At 65.9% G+C, this 16,762-nt stretch carries 19 protein-coding genes; 5 read left to right on the top strand and 14 right to left on the bottom strand.

Features of this window, described 5'->3' with window-relative positions; translation table 11 throughout:
- Positions 1-39: 39 nt before the first annotated feature.
- From AC3WLX_RS23250 to AC3WLX_RS23235, 4 genes are all read right to left on the bottom strand, one after another.
- Complete coding sequence (locus tag AC3WLX_RS23250; RefSeq protein WP_492337730.1) at positions 40-765, bottom strand: DnaJ domain-containing protein; 726 nt, start codon at positions 763-765, stop codon at positions 40-42.
- A 57-nt stretch (positions 766-822) separates the two neighbouring features.
- Positions 823-1,572: a vWA domain-containing protein gene (locus AC3WLX_RS23245; RefSeq protein WP_492337729.1), complete on the bottom strand. Its 750-nt coding sequence runs from the start codon at positions 1,570-1,572 to the stop codon at positions 823-825.
- A 123-nt stretch (positions 1,573-1,695) separates the two neighbouring features.
- Positions 1,696-2,556 (bottom strand): alpha/beta fold hydrolase, encoded by an 861-nt coding sequence (locus AC3WLX_RS23240; protein WP_492337728.1) that lies wholly within the window; start codon positions 2,554-2,556, stop codon positions 1,696-1,698.
- Between the two features lie 343 nt (positions 2,557-2,899).
- Complete coding sequence (locus tag AC3WLX_RS23235) at positions 2,900-3,823, bottom strand: division plane positioning ATPase MipZ (RefSeq protein WP_492337727.1); 924 nt, start codon at positions 3,821-3,823, stop codon at positions 2,900-2,902.
- Positions 3,824-4,099: 276 nt separating this feature from the next.
- Between AC3WLX_RS23235 and panC the strand changes: the two genes are divergently transcribed.
- Positions 4,100-4,951 (top strand): pantoate--beta-alanine ligase, encoded by an 852-nt coding sequence (gene panC / locus AC3WLX_RS23230; protein ID WP_492337726.1) that lies wholly within the window; start codon positions 4,100-4,102, stop codon positions 4,949-4,951.
- On the opposite strand, the gene AC3WLX_RS23225 is transcribed toward panC, so the two are convergent.
- The 4 genes from AC3WLX_RS23225 to AC3WLX_RS23210 form a co-directional block, all read right to left on the bottom strand.
- Positions 4,948-5,388: a DUF1489 family protein gene (locus tag AC3WLX_RS23225; RefSeq protein ID WP_291631928.1), complete on the bottom strand. Its 441-nt coding sequence runs from the start codon at positions 5,386-5,388 to the stop codon at positions 4,948-4,950. The two genes, panC and AC3WLX_RS23225, sit on opposite strands and share 4 nt — an antisense overlap.
- Before the next feature lie 42 nt (positions 5,389-5,430).
- Complete coding sequence (locus AC3WLX_RS23220; protein WP_492337725.1) at positions 5,431-6,423, bottom strand: hypothetical protein; 993 nt, start codon at positions 6,421-6,423, stop codon at positions 5,431-5,433.
- A 155-nt stretch (positions 6,424-6,578) separates the two neighbouring features.
- Complete coding sequence (locus AC3WLX_RS23215) at positions 6,579-6,782, bottom strand: hypothetical protein (protein WP_291631452.1); 204 nt, start codon at positions 6,780-6,782, stop codon at positions 6,579-6,581.
- 259 nt (positions 6,783-7,041) lie between these two features.
- Positions 7,042-7,704, bottom strand: a complete 663-nt coding sequence (locus tag AC3WLX_RS23210; RefSeq protein ID WP_291631454.1) for a glutathione S-transferase family protein — start codon at positions 7,702-7,704, stop codon at positions 7,042-7,044.
- Positions 7,705-7,828: 124 nt separating this feature from the next.
- Here AC3WLX_RS23210 and AC3WLX_RS23205 point away from each other — a divergent pair, with 124 nt between their 5' ends.
- Entirely contained in the window at positions 7,829-8,548 is a 720-nt protein-coding gene (locus AC3WLX_RS23205) for a DUF599 domain-containing protein (RefSeq protein WP_291631456.1), read from the top strand.
- Positions 8,549-9,421: 873 nt separating this feature from the next.
- On the opposite strand, the gene AC3WLX_RS23200 is transcribed toward AC3WLX_RS23205, so the two are convergent.
- The 4 genes from AC3WLX_RS23200 to mgtE form a co-directional block, all read right to left on the bottom strand.
- Positions 9,422-10,318, bottom strand: a complete 897-nt coding sequence (locus tag AC3WLX_RS23200) for a hypothetical protein (RefSeq protein ID WP_492337724.1) — start codon at positions 10,316-10,318, stop codon at positions 9,422-9,424.
- Positions 10,319-10,367: 49 nt separating this feature from the next.
- Entirely contained in the window at positions 10,368-11,186 is an 819-nt protein-coding gene (locus tag AC3WLX_RS23195; protein WP_492337723.1) for an aldo/keto reductase, read from the bottom strand.
- A gap of 119 nt (positions 11,187-11,305) precedes the next feature.
- Positions 11,306-11,608, bottom strand: a complete 303-nt coding sequence (locus AC3WLX_RS23190) for a helix-turn-helix domain-containing protein (RefSeq protein ID WP_492337722.1) — start codon at positions 11,606-11,608, stop codon at positions 11,306-11,308.
- 218 nt (positions 11,609-11,826) lie between these two features.
- Complete coding sequence (gene mgtE / locus AC3WLX_RS23185; protein WP_492337721.1) at positions 11,827-13,248, bottom strand: magnesium transporter; 1,422 nt, start codon at positions 13,246-13,248, stop codon at positions 11,827-11,829.
- Positions 13,249-13,331: 83 nt separating this feature from the next.
- On the opposite strand from mgtE, the gene AC3WLX_RS23180 reads away from it, so the two are divergent.
- Positions 13,332-14,159, top strand: a complete 828-nt coding sequence (locus AC3WLX_RS23180; protein WP_492337720.1) for a polysaccharide deacetylase family protein — start codon at positions 13,332-13,334, stop codon at positions 14,157-14,159.
- A 156-nt stretch (positions 14,160-14,315) separates the two neighbouring features.
- Complete coding sequence (locus AC3WLX_RS23175; RefSeq protein WP_492337719.1) at positions 14,316-15,641, top strand: polysaccharide deacetylase family protein; 1,326 nt, start codon at positions 14,316-14,318, stop codon at positions 15,639-15,641.
- A gap of 4 nt (positions 15,642-15,645) precedes the next feature.
- On the opposite strand, the gene AC3WLX_RS23170 is transcribed toward AC3WLX_RS23175, so the two are convergent.
- Complete coding sequence (locus AC3WLX_RS23170; RefSeq protein ID WP_291622612.1) at positions 15,646-16,020, bottom strand: hypothetical protein; 375 nt, start codon at positions 16,018-16,020, stop codon at positions 15,646-15,648.
- A 286-nt stretch (positions 16,021-16,306) separates the two neighbouring features.
- Between AC3WLX_RS23170 and AC3WLX_RS23165 the strand changes: the two genes are divergently transcribed.
- On the top strand, positions 16,307-16,564 hold the full coding sequence (locus AC3WLX_RS23165; protein WP_291622614.1) for a hypothetical protein: 258 nt from the start codon (positions 16,307-16,309) through the stop codon (positions 16,562-16,564).
- Here the strand turns inward: AC3WLX_RS23165 and AC3WLX_RS23160 are convergent.
- On the bottom strand, positions 16,561-16,749 hold the full coding sequence (locus tag AC3WLX_RS23160) for a hypothetical protein (RefSeq protein ID WP_291622615.1): 189 nt from the start codon (positions 16,747-16,749) through the stop codon (positions 16,561-16,563). The genes AC3WLX_RS23165 and AC3WLX_RS23160 overlap by 4 nt on opposite strands.
- Between the last annotated feature and the right edge of the window lie 13 nt (positions 16,750-16,762).

Below are 16,762 nucleotides of genomic sequence, written 5' to 3'. Positions count from 1 at the left end.
GCTCACGCGGGTACGGGCGTTTGTAGCGTGGTGCCGGAGTTAGCCGTTATGCGTGCGAAGCAGAGTATCCTTGGCCTCGTTTACCCGGGCAGCGAGATACGTCGAGCCCCCCTGGTCGGGATGGAGTTTCTTCATCAGGGATTTGTGCGCCCGGCTGATGTCGTCACGCCCCGCTCCCGGCTGCAAGCCAAGGATCTGATAGGCCTCCTCCGCCGTCATTTTGTTGCTCGCCGCAGAGCGGCGCTGCCGCCCTGCCGCATCGCCCTGCGCGTCCTGACGCCAAGCGGGAAACCGGCGGTCCAGATAGCTTTCAAGTAAGGCCACGCTCTCGGCGTCGAACGTCGGGACAATCGCCAACAAGCCGGCGAGATCGAACTCGCCAAGGTCGCGCCCGGCATGAGGTCCGGCGACGATCTGGCCGGTCAGCTGGCCAGTGTCGTGGTCGAGTCGCATGTCCAGGAACGGCGACCGCACCCGCGAGGTCTGCCCCGACGGGCGCGTCGCGCCGCCGCCGAAAAGCCCACCGAGATTGCCGAAGCCTGCATTGGCCAGCGGCGTCCAGCCGAGCAGCCCGGCGCCAAAGATTCCGAGCGGGATCGCCACCGCCAGTTCGCCCCGCAATCCCGTGAAGGCCGCGACCGCCAGCGCAAGAACGCCGCCGCCGAATTTGATGGTGCGTGCCAGCACCGCCGGATTGGCGGAGCGGAACATCTGGAGCAGGAGGTAAAGCGTGATAACGGCAACAGCGCCGGCGATCAGGGTCATGGCTGGAATATAGTCGTCCTCTTGCCGAAAAGCATGGCATCCACCGCCGCCTGGTCGCTACTTCATTTGGCTGATCAGCTTCGCCGCGCCGCTCGCGCTTCCCGCCAGCTTCAATAGCGCCTCGCGTCCGCCAGCGGCATAGGCCGCAGCTGCCCGCAGCAGCTCGCGCAGCTGCGCCGCCGCACCAGGATCGAACCGGCACCAGGCGCCGCCCGTCAGGCGCGCGATCTCGCGAAAGGCCTGCTCGGCAACGGCGTCATGCCCCTCCTGAAACACGAACACGGGCACCTTGAGCATGCCGAGCTCGCCCGCCTTGGCGCAGAGCTCGCTGATGTCTTCCTCCATCGCATCGCCGACGAAGACCACGGCCCGCACGCCCGATGCGACCGCCTCGCGCCGGGCTTCGCTCAGCACCTTGCCGATCTGGGTATCGCCGCCGCGGCAATCGATCTTGCTCATCAGCGTGGCCAGCTTGCCGCTGTCGGAGATCCAGCCCGTGGCGCGGCACTCGTTGAAGCCCCGATAATAGACCAGCCGGATGTCGAGGCTGCCGAGCGCCGCAGTCTCCCGAAACATGTCGGCCTGCAGCGTGCAGGCCATGTCCCAGGTCGGCTGACGGCTCATGGTCGCATCCAGAGCGAAGATCAGGCGTCCCTTCGCGCCGGGCGCATGCGGCGACAGGGCCCGTGCCTTGGCGACGAAGGCGGCGATGTCATCCGAGGTTGAGGTCCCCGCTCGCGACAGCGAGCCGTCTGCTTGCGCCGAGACGGCGTCGCGACCGCGCGGTTTGATAGGCTGGCCCGACATCTCTGCTTGCACCCTGCGTGAGCGGCTAATGTGGTCAGCGCTTGCAGCCCGGTCAATGTGCAAAGCCTCCGCAGGCTTGCCGCCGGCGGAGGCTTCGACGATCGGTGCGATCGATGGGTGACGTCAGCTCTTTGCGGGTGCCATCAGCGCGACCGGGCCTGGCTCGAGGATCTTGGGCGGTGCCGATTGCGTGTCGACCGGCGCCAGATCGCTGTCGGTCGTGCTCAGGAATTTGTCGAGCATGCTCTGGATCGAGCTCTTTGCCACATCCGGGCCGGTGTCGCGCATGTCGTTGTGCTGGAACTCGGTCTTCACGACCTGGATACCAGCCTTCTCGCATTCCTCGTCGGTCGGAATCACCCCCGCATCGGCCTTGAACTGAGGATCCTGGGAGCGGAATGAGAGGATCTTGAACTTGCCGGCAGTGACGAAGGGCACGCGCAGATTGTCGAGGGTGACGACCTTCTTGACCTCATCCGGATACTGCTTGGCGAAGTACATGGTGATATCGCCGCCCATGGAGTGGCCGACCATCGTGACCTTGTCGTAGTCGGCGTTAGGCTGAACCTTCTTCATCTCGTGCATGGCAAGATGAATGTTGGCGACGCCCCGCAGGATCTGCGGCAGCCGCCCGACATAGAGCTCGCCGGGCTTGGTCACCATCGGAGGATCGGTCGGCAAATCATGCTGCGGGCTGACGGCGATGTAGCCGCGCGCAGCGAACATGTTGGCGAGGAAGCCATACTCGGTGTTCTTGACGGTGTTGCCGTGATTGATCACCGCGACCGGCAGTTTGATCATGCCGGCGTTGGCCTGCATTTCCTTGTCGCGGCGCACGGCGATGGAGACAGGCACGGGACGGTTGTCGCGCGAGGCATCGTAGAAGGTGATGGTCTCGTGCTTGATTGCCCACTTGCTCGCCGTGAAATAGGCGATGCCGCAGAGAGCGCTGACCGAAACCAGAACGGCAATTCCACGCTTCATTTTCGTCCTCAGCCTCAGGCCATAGCGGCCTGAATACCTGTTGAAAATCGTGTTGTTCCGGAGCTCTTCGGCCCCTGGTCGCCTATCCCTAATATATGTCACAGCAGCGTGACAGGAAGGCTAAATATTGTGACTCCGCAGCCCTTTCATTGTGCGACGCACACGCTTTGTAAGCACCCCATCCTCCTACCGCTACGCCAGGTGCAACTTACCATTGGACGCAACCCGTCTTGAATGGGTTCGATTTCGCAGTGAATGCGGCATTAAAACGCGCCGGGCGCAGACCGGGTTCCAGCCTAAGCCGACTGCTCGAAACGGCCGGAAGTAGCCCTATACCCGCAGGTCAGGCGCCGAGGATATCGTGGACCTCGAGCGGCTTGTCGACCTGGCTGAACCATTCGGCGCGGTTGGCCGCCCGGCGGCGGCCGCGCTCGTCGAGCGGCAGCTTGAGCTGGCGGAGTAAGCTCGTCACCTCCTCCCGCGCGGTCAGATGGCCGAGATTGGGCCGCATGCCGAGCGTGGCCTCGTCGATCTCGTCGAGCGCGGTCAGACCGCGGGGGAAGAATTCGCGGTAGACGACACGTTCTGCGAAGCCGTCGACATAGCGGAAGCCCAGCCGCAGCGACAAATCCTTCAGGCCCTCGGCCACGAGCTGCTTGTTGCGGGAGCCGAGCATTGAGAGGCGGTTGCGCACGACGATCCAGTCCGTGGTGGCGCCATCGACCTGGCGGCGCTTGCGCCTGACGTCGCGCACCATCTCGGCATAGTGGCTTTCGCCCGTCACCGCGTAAGTCGCGGGATCGACGGTGCCGAGCACGTCGAAGTCGAGGAAGCTGTCGTTGATCGGTGTGACCAGGGTGTCGGCCATCGAATGGGCAAGCCGCATCAGATAGCTGTCGGTGCCGGGGGTATCGATGACGATGAAGTCGAAGCTGCTCTCGACCGCCGCGACGGCTTCCATGAACTGCTGGAACTCGGAATTCTCGTTCTCTGCGATCTGCATGGTCTCGCCGAGCTTGATGCAGCGATGCACCGGCAATTCGAGGTCGAGCTTGGTGCGGCCGGCCCAGGCGGCGCGGTTGTCGATGTAATGGGTGAAGCTTTGCTGGCGGCAGTCGAGGTCGATTGTGGCGACGCGCTGGCCGGCCTTCAGAAGCGCAACGGCGATGTGCAGGGCGGTGGTCGACTTGCCGGAGCCGCCCTTCTCATTGCCGAGCACAACCACATGCGCCGAGCCGGATTGGCCTTGGCTAGCTTGCACAAGCATAGCAATCCCCAACACACCGAGCGAATATCTTCGAGTTGACCGCCGCTGCGGTCAAGTGAAATGCGTGACACGTCCTGCAAATTGCAATGCGCCGTTCTTCCCTTTGAATCGCTGAGCCGATGTTGATCCGTCCCACGGCGTCGCGGCGACCCGCGCGGCCTTGCGCGGGATGCTGTGCCGCATCCGGATGCATGGCGTCCACGATCGCCGCTTGTTATGGTTAGCCGGTGCAGCGCCAGCCGCACCCGCACCGATTGCCAACCCCGCCGAGTCCTGATGTCATCAAGCCCCCTGATCGCCCGCACGGTCCCCGCCCTGCGGCGCGCCCTCGACAGTCTCCGCAAGCGAAAGGCCACCATCGCGCTGGTCCCGACCATGGGCGCCCTCCATGACGGGCATGTGTCGCTGGTCCGCCTGGCCAAGCGGCGCGCCAGCCGCGTCGTGGTCTCGATCTTCGTCAACCCGACTCAATTCGCGCCGACCGAGGATTTCGGCGCCTATCCGCGCACCTGGAAAGCCGACATCGCCAAGCTCGCGGCCGAGGACGTCGATATGGTCTGGCACCCCGGCGTCGAGGCCATGTATCCGCAAGGCTTCGCCACTCGCGTCGTGCCGGAGGGGCCGGCGCTGGCCGGACTCGAAGACCGCTTCCGGCCGCACTTCTTCGGCGGTGTCGCCACCGTCGTCGGCAAGCTGTTCACGCAAGTCCGGCCGGATGTTGCGATCTTCGGCGAGAAGGACTTCCAGCAGCTCCGCGTGGTGACGCAGATGGCGCGCGACCTCGACCTCGGCGTCAAGGTGATCGGCTCGCGCACCGTGCGCGAGCGCGACGGGCTCGCGATGTCCTCGCGCAACGTCTACCTCTCGTCAGAGGAGCGCCAGACCGCCACCGTCCTCTACCGGGCCATGAAGGAGAGCGCCGGACGCATCCGTGCCGGCGATGCGATCGCCCCGGCGATGGCCGGCGGCGCCGAGATGATCACGGCGGCGGGCTTTGCGCTCGACTACTACGAGATCCGCCATGCCGAGACGCTGGCACCGGTCACCTCGCGCAAGGACGGCCCGTTGCGGATCCTGGTCGCGGCCAAGCTCGGCACCACCCGGCTGATCGACAATATCGCGGTCTAGAGCAAACCGAGATCGCGCAGCTCGCGCCGCATCGGTTCCGGCATCGCCGCGATCGAGCCGGCGGCGGACCTGCCGAGATCGGCAGGCGCGGAATCCTCGGTGAGATAGCGCCAGCCCTGGAACGGGCGCATCGGCCGGGGCGACACCGAGATCACCTTCGGCTGCATCACGATCCTGCAGCGCCCTATGCCGTCCTTGTCGCGGAACGGCTCGATGCCGATGATCTTCTCCCGCGCGGCGACCTCGCCCTTGATCACCCAGTAGAGCGACCCGCCGGCGAGGATCTCGGCGTCGCGCTTGGGCACCATGCGGGTGACGTGGATGTGATGTTGCGGCAGACCCTTCTTCTTGGCGGTCTGCATCCGTTCGGCGATCCACTCCTTCAATTCCTTGACGGAGTCGCAGCCGACGGCAAGCTTGATCAGATGTAGCGGCATGCGCCAGCATTAGCCGGGCAGCCCCGCATTGGAAATGCCGATCTACTCGTTATCCGCAGCCGGAGGAGCGGCCACGGAGGCCGGTGGTGGCGCGAGCGGAACCGGTGCGGCTGGCGCGCGCGCCGCCTTCGGTACCGGCGGCTTCTTCGCGGCCGCCGCAGCGGGTGGCGCGGCAGCCTGTGCCGAGGCCGCGGCGGGCGCACGCGGGGCCGGCGCTGCATTCGTGGCGGGCGCTGCCTGCCTCGTCGTTGCCGTCGGCTCCGGATTCATGATGCTCACCGGGGGCGTCGACGAAGCGCTCGGGAACTCCGCATTGGTCGGCTTGCCCGTCGGCATCGCGGGAGGCAGCCCGGCAAGCGCTGCGGTGGACGGCATTGCCGGCGCCGCTGCCGGTGCGGTCCAGGTCGGCGCATGGCGCGCAACCAGCATGTCGTAGAGATGGGAGTCCATGTTGGCGGCGACCTGCTGCTGGTCGGTCAACGAGCGGAACGCGGCGCAGTCGAACTGCGTGCAGCCGTCACGCGTCACCAGCACATGCGCGACAACGCCGTAGCGGTCACGCTCGAGCGACTTGCGCAGCGCCTTCATGTCGGGTGTCAGGCTCTTCTCGGCCGTAGCGGTGTCGCCGAGCGCGGTCAGCCGGTCGATCCTCGCGGCCGTGTAGGAGACCGCGGCAGCCGCCGCGTCGGGCGCACCAAACAGGGCCTTCTCGCAGCCCGCGGCGACGGTGTCGCCGGCGAGATCGTCGAGGCAGGATAGCGCAGGCAGGCTCGCGGTCACCGCGGCTTGCGTCCGCGGTTCGGCCGGCGCGCCTTGCCCCTCCGATCCACGGAGCTGCATGGCGGTCGGCACCGTGATGGCGAGGGCGAGCAGCGTGATCACGGCCAGCGCGCCATTGGCAACCGATCGGTCGGCGCGCAGCAGCGTGACGAGCAGGATCAATCCGAAGCAGCCGGCCGCCGCCAGCGTCATCCACATCGGGAAGGCCGGCGAGCGCCAGATTTGGTCGAGCGAAGAAGCCCATGCCCAGTTCATGCGCGACGTCCCCTCACGCGAGCAAAGAGCGAATGGTCAAGCGAGCACCTCGAGTCGGCAGCTGCCCCCACCCACCATGTGAGGGTGAAGCGGGCCTTTTGACGGCGGCAAAGGGCAATTCCCGGGAGAGGCCGATGCGTTGACGGCGTCAGCCTTCAGGAGAGTGCGAGCTGGCTTTCCTTGGCAACGCGCTCGAAGGCTTCGGTCGAGCTCTTGATGCGGTACTGGCAGTCGTCGCCGTCGGTCGGGAGCAGACGGATAATCTCATATGCACCGCTTGCGGCCGGACGCGCGACATTGCTGGCCGTGAACAGGACGCGCGATCCCACGGGGAATTTGTGCTTCAACACCCTCTCCATCACTCAAACAGCGCCCGCCTCGCCCAGTTGTCCCACTGCGAGGGCCGGCCGGAAACCCGGGTCGTTGTATAGCACGCGCCCGGTGCTTTTGGCCAGCGCCATGCCGGCACGGCAGGCACTCAATTTACGCAGTCATTTCAAAATGATAACGGGATAGCCGGCGGGGTGATGATACCGGCGGAGGGGTTAATTCCGCCGACATGTCGCAGCCTGTCGCACCCTCATCCCATCGGCGGCCGTCCTCCCCGGCCGGCGCCGGTCAGGCGTCCTCGAACTTGGCGATGACGAGCGTTTCGGCCAGTCCTTCGCGGGTCCATTCCTGGAACGCCGGCAGCGCCATCATGGTCTCCATGTAGGCCCTGGTGTCCGGCGCCACCTCGATCGCATAGGTGCGAAAGCGGTGCACGACAGGGGCATACATGGCGTCCGCCGCCCCGAAGCGGCCGAACAGGAACGGTCCCTGTGCGCCGTAGCGGGTGCGGCACTCGCGCCAGATCTCCTCGATGCGCGCGATGTTCGCCTTGGCATCCGCCGACAGTGCCACGGCACCGATCGGCCGATGCAGGTTCATGCCGCATTCGTTGCGTAGCGCCACAAAGCCGGAATGCATTTCGGCGCACACCGACCTGGCATGCGCGCGCGCGGCGACGTCGTCGGGCCAGAGCTTCGCTTCCGGATAGCGCTCGGCGACGTATTCGATGATGGCAAGCGAATCCCAGACCGTGACGTCGCCATCAACCAGCACCGGCACCTTGCCGGCACGGCTGAAGGACAGGATCTGCTCCTTGTCCGCGGGATTGTCCGTATACAGCGGAATGAGCGTCTCCGCGAACGGGATGTCGTTGGCGCGCAGTGCGAGCCAGGGCCGCATCGACCATGACGAGTAGTTCTTGTTGCCGATCGCGAGTTTCAGCGCAGCCATGTCAGCAGTCCTTCCCGAGACGTCCTGATGCGAGCCGCTTTTAACGCCATCGCCTGCCGCCAATCAATCGTTGCCGCGCCCGGCCGTGCGTGGCAATCGTTGCGATCCTCGCGCGGAGAGCGGCATGAGCAGGCACTGGGTCGACATCGTCGCCGTCGGCTTCTTCATCATCGAATGGCTGGTCTATGCCTTGACGCTGGAGCACTCGGCCTATGGCCGCGACAGCCTGTCGGCCCGCATGAACCGCTATCGCGAGGTCTGGGTGCGACGGATGCTCGACCGCGAGACGCGCATGGTCGACATGCAGATCATGGCTTCGCTCCAGAGCGGCACCGCCTTCTTCGCCTCCACCAGCCTGTTCGCGCTCGGCGGCGCGCTGGCGCTGCTGCATGCCACCAACGACGCCATCACGATTTTGAGCAAGCTGCCGGTCGACCTCAGCACCTCGCCGGCGATGTGGGAGCTGAAATGCGTCGGCCTCGTGCTGATCTGCGTCTACGCCTTCTTCAAGTTCGCCTGGGCCTATCGCCTGTTCAACTATGTCGCGATCCTGTTCGGCGGCATGCCGCCGGCAAACCGGCGCGACACGCCCGAGGCCGAAGCTCACGTCATCCGCACCTCGCGCCTGTTCGAATCCGCCGGCCGTCATTTCAACCGCGGCCAGCGCGCATTCTTCTTCGCGCTCGGCTATCTCGGCTGGTTCGTCAGCCCCTGGGTGTTGTTCGTGACCACGGCAGCCGTGGTGGTCGTGACCTGGCGCCGGCAGTTCGCGTCCAGCGCCTGGGCCGCGATGGCGCCGGAGGTGGTGGATGACGATGAAGGAGCGCGGAAGCGCGGTCATTGAAGCGAGCGCAGCGAACTCGTAGGGTAGGTAGAGCGAAGCGAAAACCATTGCGCATCCTCGTCGCTGAAGCATGATAGGTTGCGGAAGGGCTACACCCATCCTGCGCCATCGCAGACATGCCTTCCCGTTCTCGCGGCTGATTTCGCCCGAGCTTTGCTTCATCTCCTCACCCTCTCGATCGAGAGGGCGCAGGGAAGGCCGGGTGCCGACTGGCACCCGCGGTCTGCTGCGCAAAATGCACACGCAGAAAACCGCACAGCAGCATACAGGTGTCGCCGAACACTCGGCCTTCCCTGCGCGATGGTCGGACGGCTTATGCCGCGCTCTCCCGGGAGCCGAACTTTCCCTCTGGCCTCCCTCGCCCTCGCGAAATTCACCGGCCGCCGCGCCGGTTGACGCGATTGCCGCATCCGCAAGAGCTTGACCGTAGCAACGACGGCCAGGACCACACGGTTTTGCCGTACGCGCGGTTCGCTTGACCCCACCGGCTCCGACGACGTTGTGCACGTTGCCATCGAAGACCGGCGGGACGAACCTGTCAGCGCCGTTCGTCCGCGCGCGGCCACGAGCTCACCGGGGACTACCCTCCCTGCCCGCGCCTTTCGCGCCCGACGCTGCCGCGTCCACCGCAAGCCCGGCTCGCGAACATGACGACCTCACGATCGCCCCTCAAGGATGAACCGGGATGCGCGACCCATACGACAAATCCGAATTTCGGTAAAGTGGAATATTTTCGCAGCGGCGGGTTGACAGAGGGCGACACAGGCGCGGTCGCGTAGCCCGGGTGAGCGAAGCGATACCCGGGACTTCATCAGCAGAGCTCCCGGATGTCGCATTCGCTCATCCGGGCTACGGCCCGCGGCTACAGGGCAGCTACGACCCGAAATCCCGCGGGCTGAACGGCAGATCGAGCACCTTCCATTCCGCGTATTTATCGGCCGGCAGCATCTTGTAGGGCTGGCAGTTCTGGAGCGCGCTCATTGCGGACTTCACCAGGGCCACGCCCTTGGCAGATGGCGGGGCCGCCATCAGGACCGGCTCGCGCAAGAGCGTGCCGTCGGTGGCGAACACCGCGCGCAGCTTGATTTTGACGTTGTCGGCGGGGCCTACGCCGGCCGGGAGCTTGGCGCAGCTTCGCAAGTGACGGCGCAGCGCGGCAATGATTTCGGGTGGAAGCCTGGCGGCGATCGTATCCTTTGCATCGCCGCCATCGTCCTGGAGGACGTCTTTCGGCAGCTCCGTCGGCAATTCAGGCGGGAGGCCGAGCATGACGCCGTATTTGACAGTGACGTCCGGCTGCGGCGCCTGATAGGCCGGCGCCGCCGCGGCCTGCTGCTGCGGCATCGGCTGAGGCGGCTGGGACTGCTGCGGCGGCTGCTGCTGCGGCACGTCGGCTTGCCGCGGCTGCGGCGCCTGCGTGGGCTGCGGCTGCTTTTGCTGCGGTGCCTGCGATGGCGGTTGCGGCGACGCCTGCGGCTTGTCCGCCGGCTTTGGCGCCGCGTCTGCCTTGTCGGTGATATCGAGCTTCGGTAGCTTCAGGTCGGGGAGCGGCTCCGGGGTCTTGTCCTTGACGTCTTCCTGAGCTTTCTCCTCGGCTTTGGCTTCCTCCTCCTTCACCTGCTCCGGCGTGACGATGTCGACGCTCACCGTCTCGGGCGGCGCGGCGTGAAACGGATGTACCTCGCTGATCACGACGACGAGCGCCACCAGCGTCAGATGCGCGATTGCCGACGCCGCAATGTCCGTCCGTATGATCTTCCGCAGTTCCATCGAGCGATCTTGGGTTGCCGTCGCGGTCGTAGCATACCCGGGTCCCCTCTCAATCCCATTTCGGGGCGAAGCCAAAGTCAGTCAGGCGTCCCTTCGGGCTGGCGAGCGCCGCGATCCGGCTCATCTCGTCCTCCGACAGCTCGAAATCGAAGATCTCGATGTTTTCCGACAGGCGCTCGATGCGCGAGGTACGCGGGATCGCAGCGACATTCTGTTGCACCAGCCAGCGCAGGCAGACCTGCGCCGGCGTCTTGCGGTGGATGCGCCCGATCTCGGCCAGCGTCTGGTCGGACTTGATGCGGCCCTTGGCGATCGGGCTATAGGCGACCAGCGCGAGGCCATGCTCGCCGCAGGCCGCCCGCACCTTCGCCTGGTCCAGATAAGGGTGATACTCGACCTGGTTGCAGACCAGCGGCTCCGGCGACAAGGCGGCCGCCTGCTCGATCAGCGCCACCGTGAAATTGGAGACGCCGATGTGGCGGGTCAGCCCCAATTGCTTTGCATGCGACAGCGCTCCGAGCGTCTCCGCCAGCGGTACGTGAGGGTTGGGCCAGTGCAGCAGCAGCAGATCGACGGAGGGAAGCCGCAAGCGTGCAAGGCTCTCCTTGACCGAGCGCTCGAGATCATGGGGCGCGAAATGATTGGTCCAGACCTTCGTCGTGAGGAAGACGTCGTCGCGACGGACGCCCGAGGCGCGCAGGCCGTCGCCGACCTCGCGCTCATTGTCGTAGGCCTGCGCGGTGTCGATGTGGCGATAGCCGAGCCGCAGCGCCTGCTGCACCAACCGGGCGGCCGGTCTTCCGCTCAGCTCCCAGGTCCCGAGCCCAATCGCCGGGATCCTTGCGCCATTGGCCTCGACGAACAGCATGAGGAATCCTCTCTGTTGCGGCAGCCCGACCGCCATTATGGACCCGGCCGTCGCTGCTGCCAACGAAGCCGCAGCATCCGGACCGGGATCTTCGATGCAAGACTAACGGGAGGTGTGCGTCAGGCCTTGGCGAGCGCCTGGAACACCGTATCAGGGGCATGCGCGATCACGGCGAGCAGCGCGCGGGCCGGACCACGAGGGGCGCGCTTGCCCTGCTCCCAGTTGCGGATGGTCTCGACGGGGACGCCGAGCTTGGCGGCGACCTCCATCTGGGTCAGGCAGGCGCGGCGGCGCAAATCGCGCACCGCGAGCGACGAGGTATCGGCGGGCGCGGCGTTCACCGACGGCTGGACTGGAAACTCCTGCCCATCCCGCAATTCGACGATCCGTCCGTCCGCCTTCAGCCGCAAACGCATGCCCATTCCCCCAAGCGGGCATGATGATGCGGCAGGTCGCTTAAGGTGGAATTAAAGATGGCACTCTCGTGCCTCGGACGCAGCGCAAGGCGCCGCCCTAGCGGCGTGGTGCGCTGCTGAGCCGGGGCCCATGCCGCAGCATGGTGCCGTGCCGCCTTCCGGGTCCCGGTTCTGCGCAGCAACGCGAAGAGCGTTGCAGCGCGCCCGGGACACAAGAGGGCCGCCTACCTCAACCCGAACCAGAGCGTCGCGATGCCGAGGAAGGAGAAGAAGCCAACGACGTCGGTCACCGTCGTGACGAACGTGCCCGAGGCCACCGCAGGGTCAGCCCGCACGCGATCCAGCGCCATCGGGATCAGGATGCCGCCGAGCGCACCGGCGATCAGGTTGCAGACCATTGCAAGCCCGATGACGATGCCAAGGCCCGGGATCTTGAACCAGGCCACCGCGGCAATGCCCGTGATCACGGCAAAGGCGAGCCCGTTGACGAGGCCGACCAGAGCCTCGCGCATCACGACGCGCCAGGCGTTGGAAGGGCCGAGCTCGCGGGTCGCGAGCGCCCGCACCGCGACCGTCATGGTCTGGGTCGCGGCATTGCCGCCCTGGCTCGCCACGATCGGTGCCAGCACCGCGAGCGCGACCATCTTCTCAAGCTGGCCCTCGAACAGGCCGAGCACCGAGGACGCCAGAAACGCGGTGGCGAGGTTCACCAGCAGCCAGTTGAAACGGGCGCGCGCAATCGTCAGGAAGGTGTCGGACAGCTCTTCGTCGCTGGTGACGCCGCCGAGCGCCTTGAGGTCCTCGTCCGCCTCCTCCTCGATGACATCGACGACGTCGTCGACGGTGATGACGCCGACGAGGCGGTCCTGGGTATCGAGCACGGGTGCGGCGACGAGATTGTACTTGCCGAACATGCGCGCGACCTCCTCCTGGTCCTCCAGGACGGAGACGCGGCGGCGGTCCTCGTCGGTGAGCTCGGTCAGCGCCACCGGCCGGCGCGTGCGCAGGAGCACGTCGAGCGGCACCGCGCCCTGCCAGTGCTGCTCCTTGTCGACGACGTAGATCTCGTAGAAGCGATCAGGCAGATCCGGCGTCTCGCGCATGTAGTCGATCGCCTGGCCGACGGTGAAATCCTGGGGCACGGCAATGAACTCGGTCTGCATGCGGCGGCCGGCGGAATTCTCCGGATAAAGCAGGCTGCGCTCGAGCGCCACGCGCTCCTTGAGCGGCAGCTTCTCAAGGATCTCCCCCTGCTCCTCGGCGTCGAGGGTCTCCAGCAGCTCGACCGCATCGTCGGATTCGAGCTCGCGGACGCCCTCGGCGACCGTCTCCGGCGGCAGCTCCTCGAGGATCTCCTCGCGGATGGTCTCGTCGACCTCGTTCAACGCCGAGAAGTCGAAGTCTCGGCCGGTGAGCTCGACCAGGCGGACGCGCTGGTCGGGCTCCAGGGCCCCGATCAGATCGCCGAGATCGGCCTCGTGCAGTTCCGCGACACAGGCCCGGAGCGCCGCGCTGTCACCGGCCTCGATCGCACGGGCGATTTCCTCGACGAATTCGTGCCTGATATCGCCGTCTTCATTGCGCATCGGCACGTGGTCGAGTACCGAATCCGCAGCGGTCGGGGCAACGTCCATCTGTTCATCCATGGCGCGCCTCGCCGTTTGACAGGTTGAAACGGGTGGTATGAGCTGAGGGTTCAGGCAATACCCACAAGGCGAAGCCGAGCGCAATGACAAAGATGCTGCGACTGAGGTGGACCTCGACCATGGCGGGCGTGCTCGCCGCGACACTCATCGGCACCGCGGCGACCGTCATCGGCGCCGCCGAGACGGAGGCCGCCGAGTGCCCGCGCAAGGACGCGCTCGGCACCTCGCGCGTCCTCAGCGTCGACGCCAAGACCACGCCGCGGGTCGGCCTGAAGAGCTTTCCGCAGACGCTGCCGCTGGCCGACCGCGAGGTGGTGCTGACCTTCGACGACGGGCCCAACCCGCCGACGACATCGAAGGTGCTGGCCGCGCTGGCGCAGGAATGCGTGCGCGCGACCTTCTTCCTGATCGGCCAGCACGCCTCCGAGCACCCCGACATGGTCAAGCGCATCGCCCGCGAGGGCCACACCTTGGGCCATCACTCCTTCTCGCATCCGTTCATGGGGCGTATTCCGTTCGAGAAGGCCATCGCCGATATCGACCGGGGCATCGTCGCAGACGAAATGGCGCTGCACGGAATCTCGACGACGACACCGTCAACGCCGTTCTTCCGCTTTCCCTATTTCGAGTCGACACAAGCGCAGCTCGACCTGCTCCAATCGCGCGGCATCATCGTGTTCGGGGCCGATCTTTGGGCCAGCGACTGGGAGGAGATCACACCGGAGCAGCAATTGAAGCTCGTCACCGAGCGCCTCGCTGCGAGCGGCAAGGGCATCATCCTCTTCCACGACAACAAGGCGCGCACAGCCGCAATGATGCCGGCGTTCCTGCGGTATCTGAGGGAGAACGGCTATCGGGTGGTTCACATCGTACCCGCGGGCGCTCCGCAGAAGAGCGCCGATACGCGCTGATGCCGGAATGTCACGCCGGCGCAAAATGGGGTGATTTGGGGGCAATTAACACTCTGTTCATGCTACCCCGTGCAAAGATAAGGCGGCTGCGGCTGAACCGTTATGGGGCATCTCCGACCTATCTAGGCACCGATTGCATGGGGGCAGACGAGGTTCATGATCGGAAGTAGCGTTGTTCTGCGGACGCGATCGTGGATCGTCCTTTGCCTGGGAATTCTGGCCACCGCTTCGCCGGCCGCGCGCGCGGCCGACTGTCCCGGCAATCCCGAAGCCCTCGGAACGTCCCGCACCCTCGTGGTCGATCCGCGCGAGCATCCGCTGATCGGTACCATGCAGTATCGCGAGACGCTGCCGCTGAAAGACCGCGAGGTCGTCCTGACCTTCGACGACGGTCCGATCCCGAAATATTCCAACCAGGTGCTGAAGATCCTCGCTGACGAGTGCATCAAGGCGACCTTCTTCATCGTCGGCAACCAGGCCAAGGCCAATCCGGACGGCGTGCGCAAGCTGGTCGCGGCGGGTCACACCGTCGGCACCCACAGCATGGACCATCCGCTGACCTTCGACCGGATGCCGATCGAAAAGGCCGAGGCCGAGATCAACGGCGGCATCGCGTGGACCGCGGCCGCGATGACCGATCCGTCCCAGCTCGCCCCGTTCTTCCGCATTCCCGGCCTGATGCGCGCCGAGGGCGTCGAGAACCATCTGATCTCGCGCGGCATCCAGGTCTGGAGCGCCGACTTCCCGGCCGACGACTGGCGCCACGTCTCATCCGACCGGGTGTACCAGCTCGCGATCCAGCGGCTGGAGGCCAAGGGCAAGGGCATTCTGCTGCTGCACGACATCCAGGCCCGCACCGTGGCGGCGCTACCCAAGATCATCCGCGACCTCAAGGCGAAGGGCTATCGCATCGTGCATGTGGTGCCCGCAACCGCCGAGCGGGCGGCGACGCCGACCACCGCGGTTGAATGGCTGCTGCATCCGCCGACCGAGACGACGCCGATCGCACGCTGGCCGCGCGTGCCGCAATTCGTATTCACGCAGACCAGGATGCTGCCGGCACCTGCGCTCGCCGACCTCAACGCGCAGATCGAGCATCAGCCGCTGCTGCCGCGCAGGACCATGGCGCAGGCCAGTGTCGCCGCCAGCCTGCCCGTTCCCGGCCGCGAACTCTTCGCGATTCCCGAGGGCTCGGTGGAGGTGCTGCTGTCGACGACCTTGTCGCGGCGTGCCGCGACGCGGCTCGCCATGGCCGCCCAAACGCCCCGAGCGGCCAAGACCAAGGCAGCTCAGGGCAAGACTGCCAAAGGCAAGCCGGCCAAGCTGCAAGGGCCGCGCACGGCGCATGCGGCGCCGGCGGCAGCCAATGATGGCGCGCAGCCCCTCGACATCGCGCCCAAGAATACTGCGGCGAGGGCTGCAGCCTCGAAGACCGCCGTGCCCCGCCCGACCCGCGTCGCCAGCCTGAAGAAGCGCGCTTGAGCCCTTACTGCCGCATGATGGCGGCGACGCAGAGCAGCACGATCAACGCCAGGAAGAACAGGTCCATATAGGACTTGAGCTCGCCGTCGCGCCGCAGCCGCGCAACGTCGGTAACGACCTGCTTGCGCACCGAAGTTCCGCCCGAACCGTCGTTGATCGGAGCCTGAAGACGCCTGGCCTCGGCCTCCAGCTTCTCGATCTTCTGGAAGAAGTAGAACGCACGCAGCGTCGAGGCTGCGCGCATGGCGGAGTAGATCAGCACGAGGATCGCAAGGATCGCCCGGTTCGGATATTTCTCCATGAAGTTCAGGCTGAAATAGACCACCGCCATGAAGGCGAAATTGGTGAGGAAGCGGTAGACGAAGCTGAGAAAAACCATGCTGGCTCGAACCTTGAGGGGACGCAACGCTGTGGTGTCGCGTGATCCGGGGACCGGGGGACCCAGACCGGAACGGCCAGCCTGGATGCGGTAGCGGCCGTCTACGCCAAGTTCGTTTCGACAATGATACGATCGCCCCGCAACTTGCCGCCTTTTAGCCGGACACGGCGACAAGGCAAGCTGCAGCACGGCCATCGGCCTGCCCGCGCCGCCTGCCCGCAACGGCTCAATGGCGAATTGGCGGAAGTCGCGGTATGCTGCGACCGCCAGATGTGGGGTTCTGCCGATGCCGAAGAAGGGAATCACGGGCCACGACGACTGGGTTCTGACCGAAGCGCTCGCGACCGCCCTGGTGGCGCTGCAGCAGCTCGAACCGAAGCACCAGCCGAACGCGCATATGGACGACCTGCGCAAGCTGCTCGCGGACGGCAAGGAGCCGGCAGCGGTGAGCCTGCACCTTGCCCAAGCCAAGTGCCGCCTGTTTCCGGAACTCGATCCGCTGCAGATCTACCGGGAATACGGCATCGGCGAGGAGTATGGCTAAGGGCCGCCTGCGACCGATCCTGCGATCACCATGGCCAACGCGCCGAGGTCGATCTTGCCGTTGACGGTCAGCTCCTCCGAGCCCTTCGCGTTTGCAGCGCCGTGGACCTGCAGCGATTGCGGCCGGTCGGCAGCCTGACGCTTCAACTCGTCGATGATGGCTTCCTTGAGCTTCTCTTCCAGCATGGGCTCTTCCTTC

It is taken from the genome of Bradyrhizobium sp. FW305-F6, from assembly GCF_058782905.1.
This window is presented reverse-complemented; position numbering and strand designations above follow the sequence as displayed.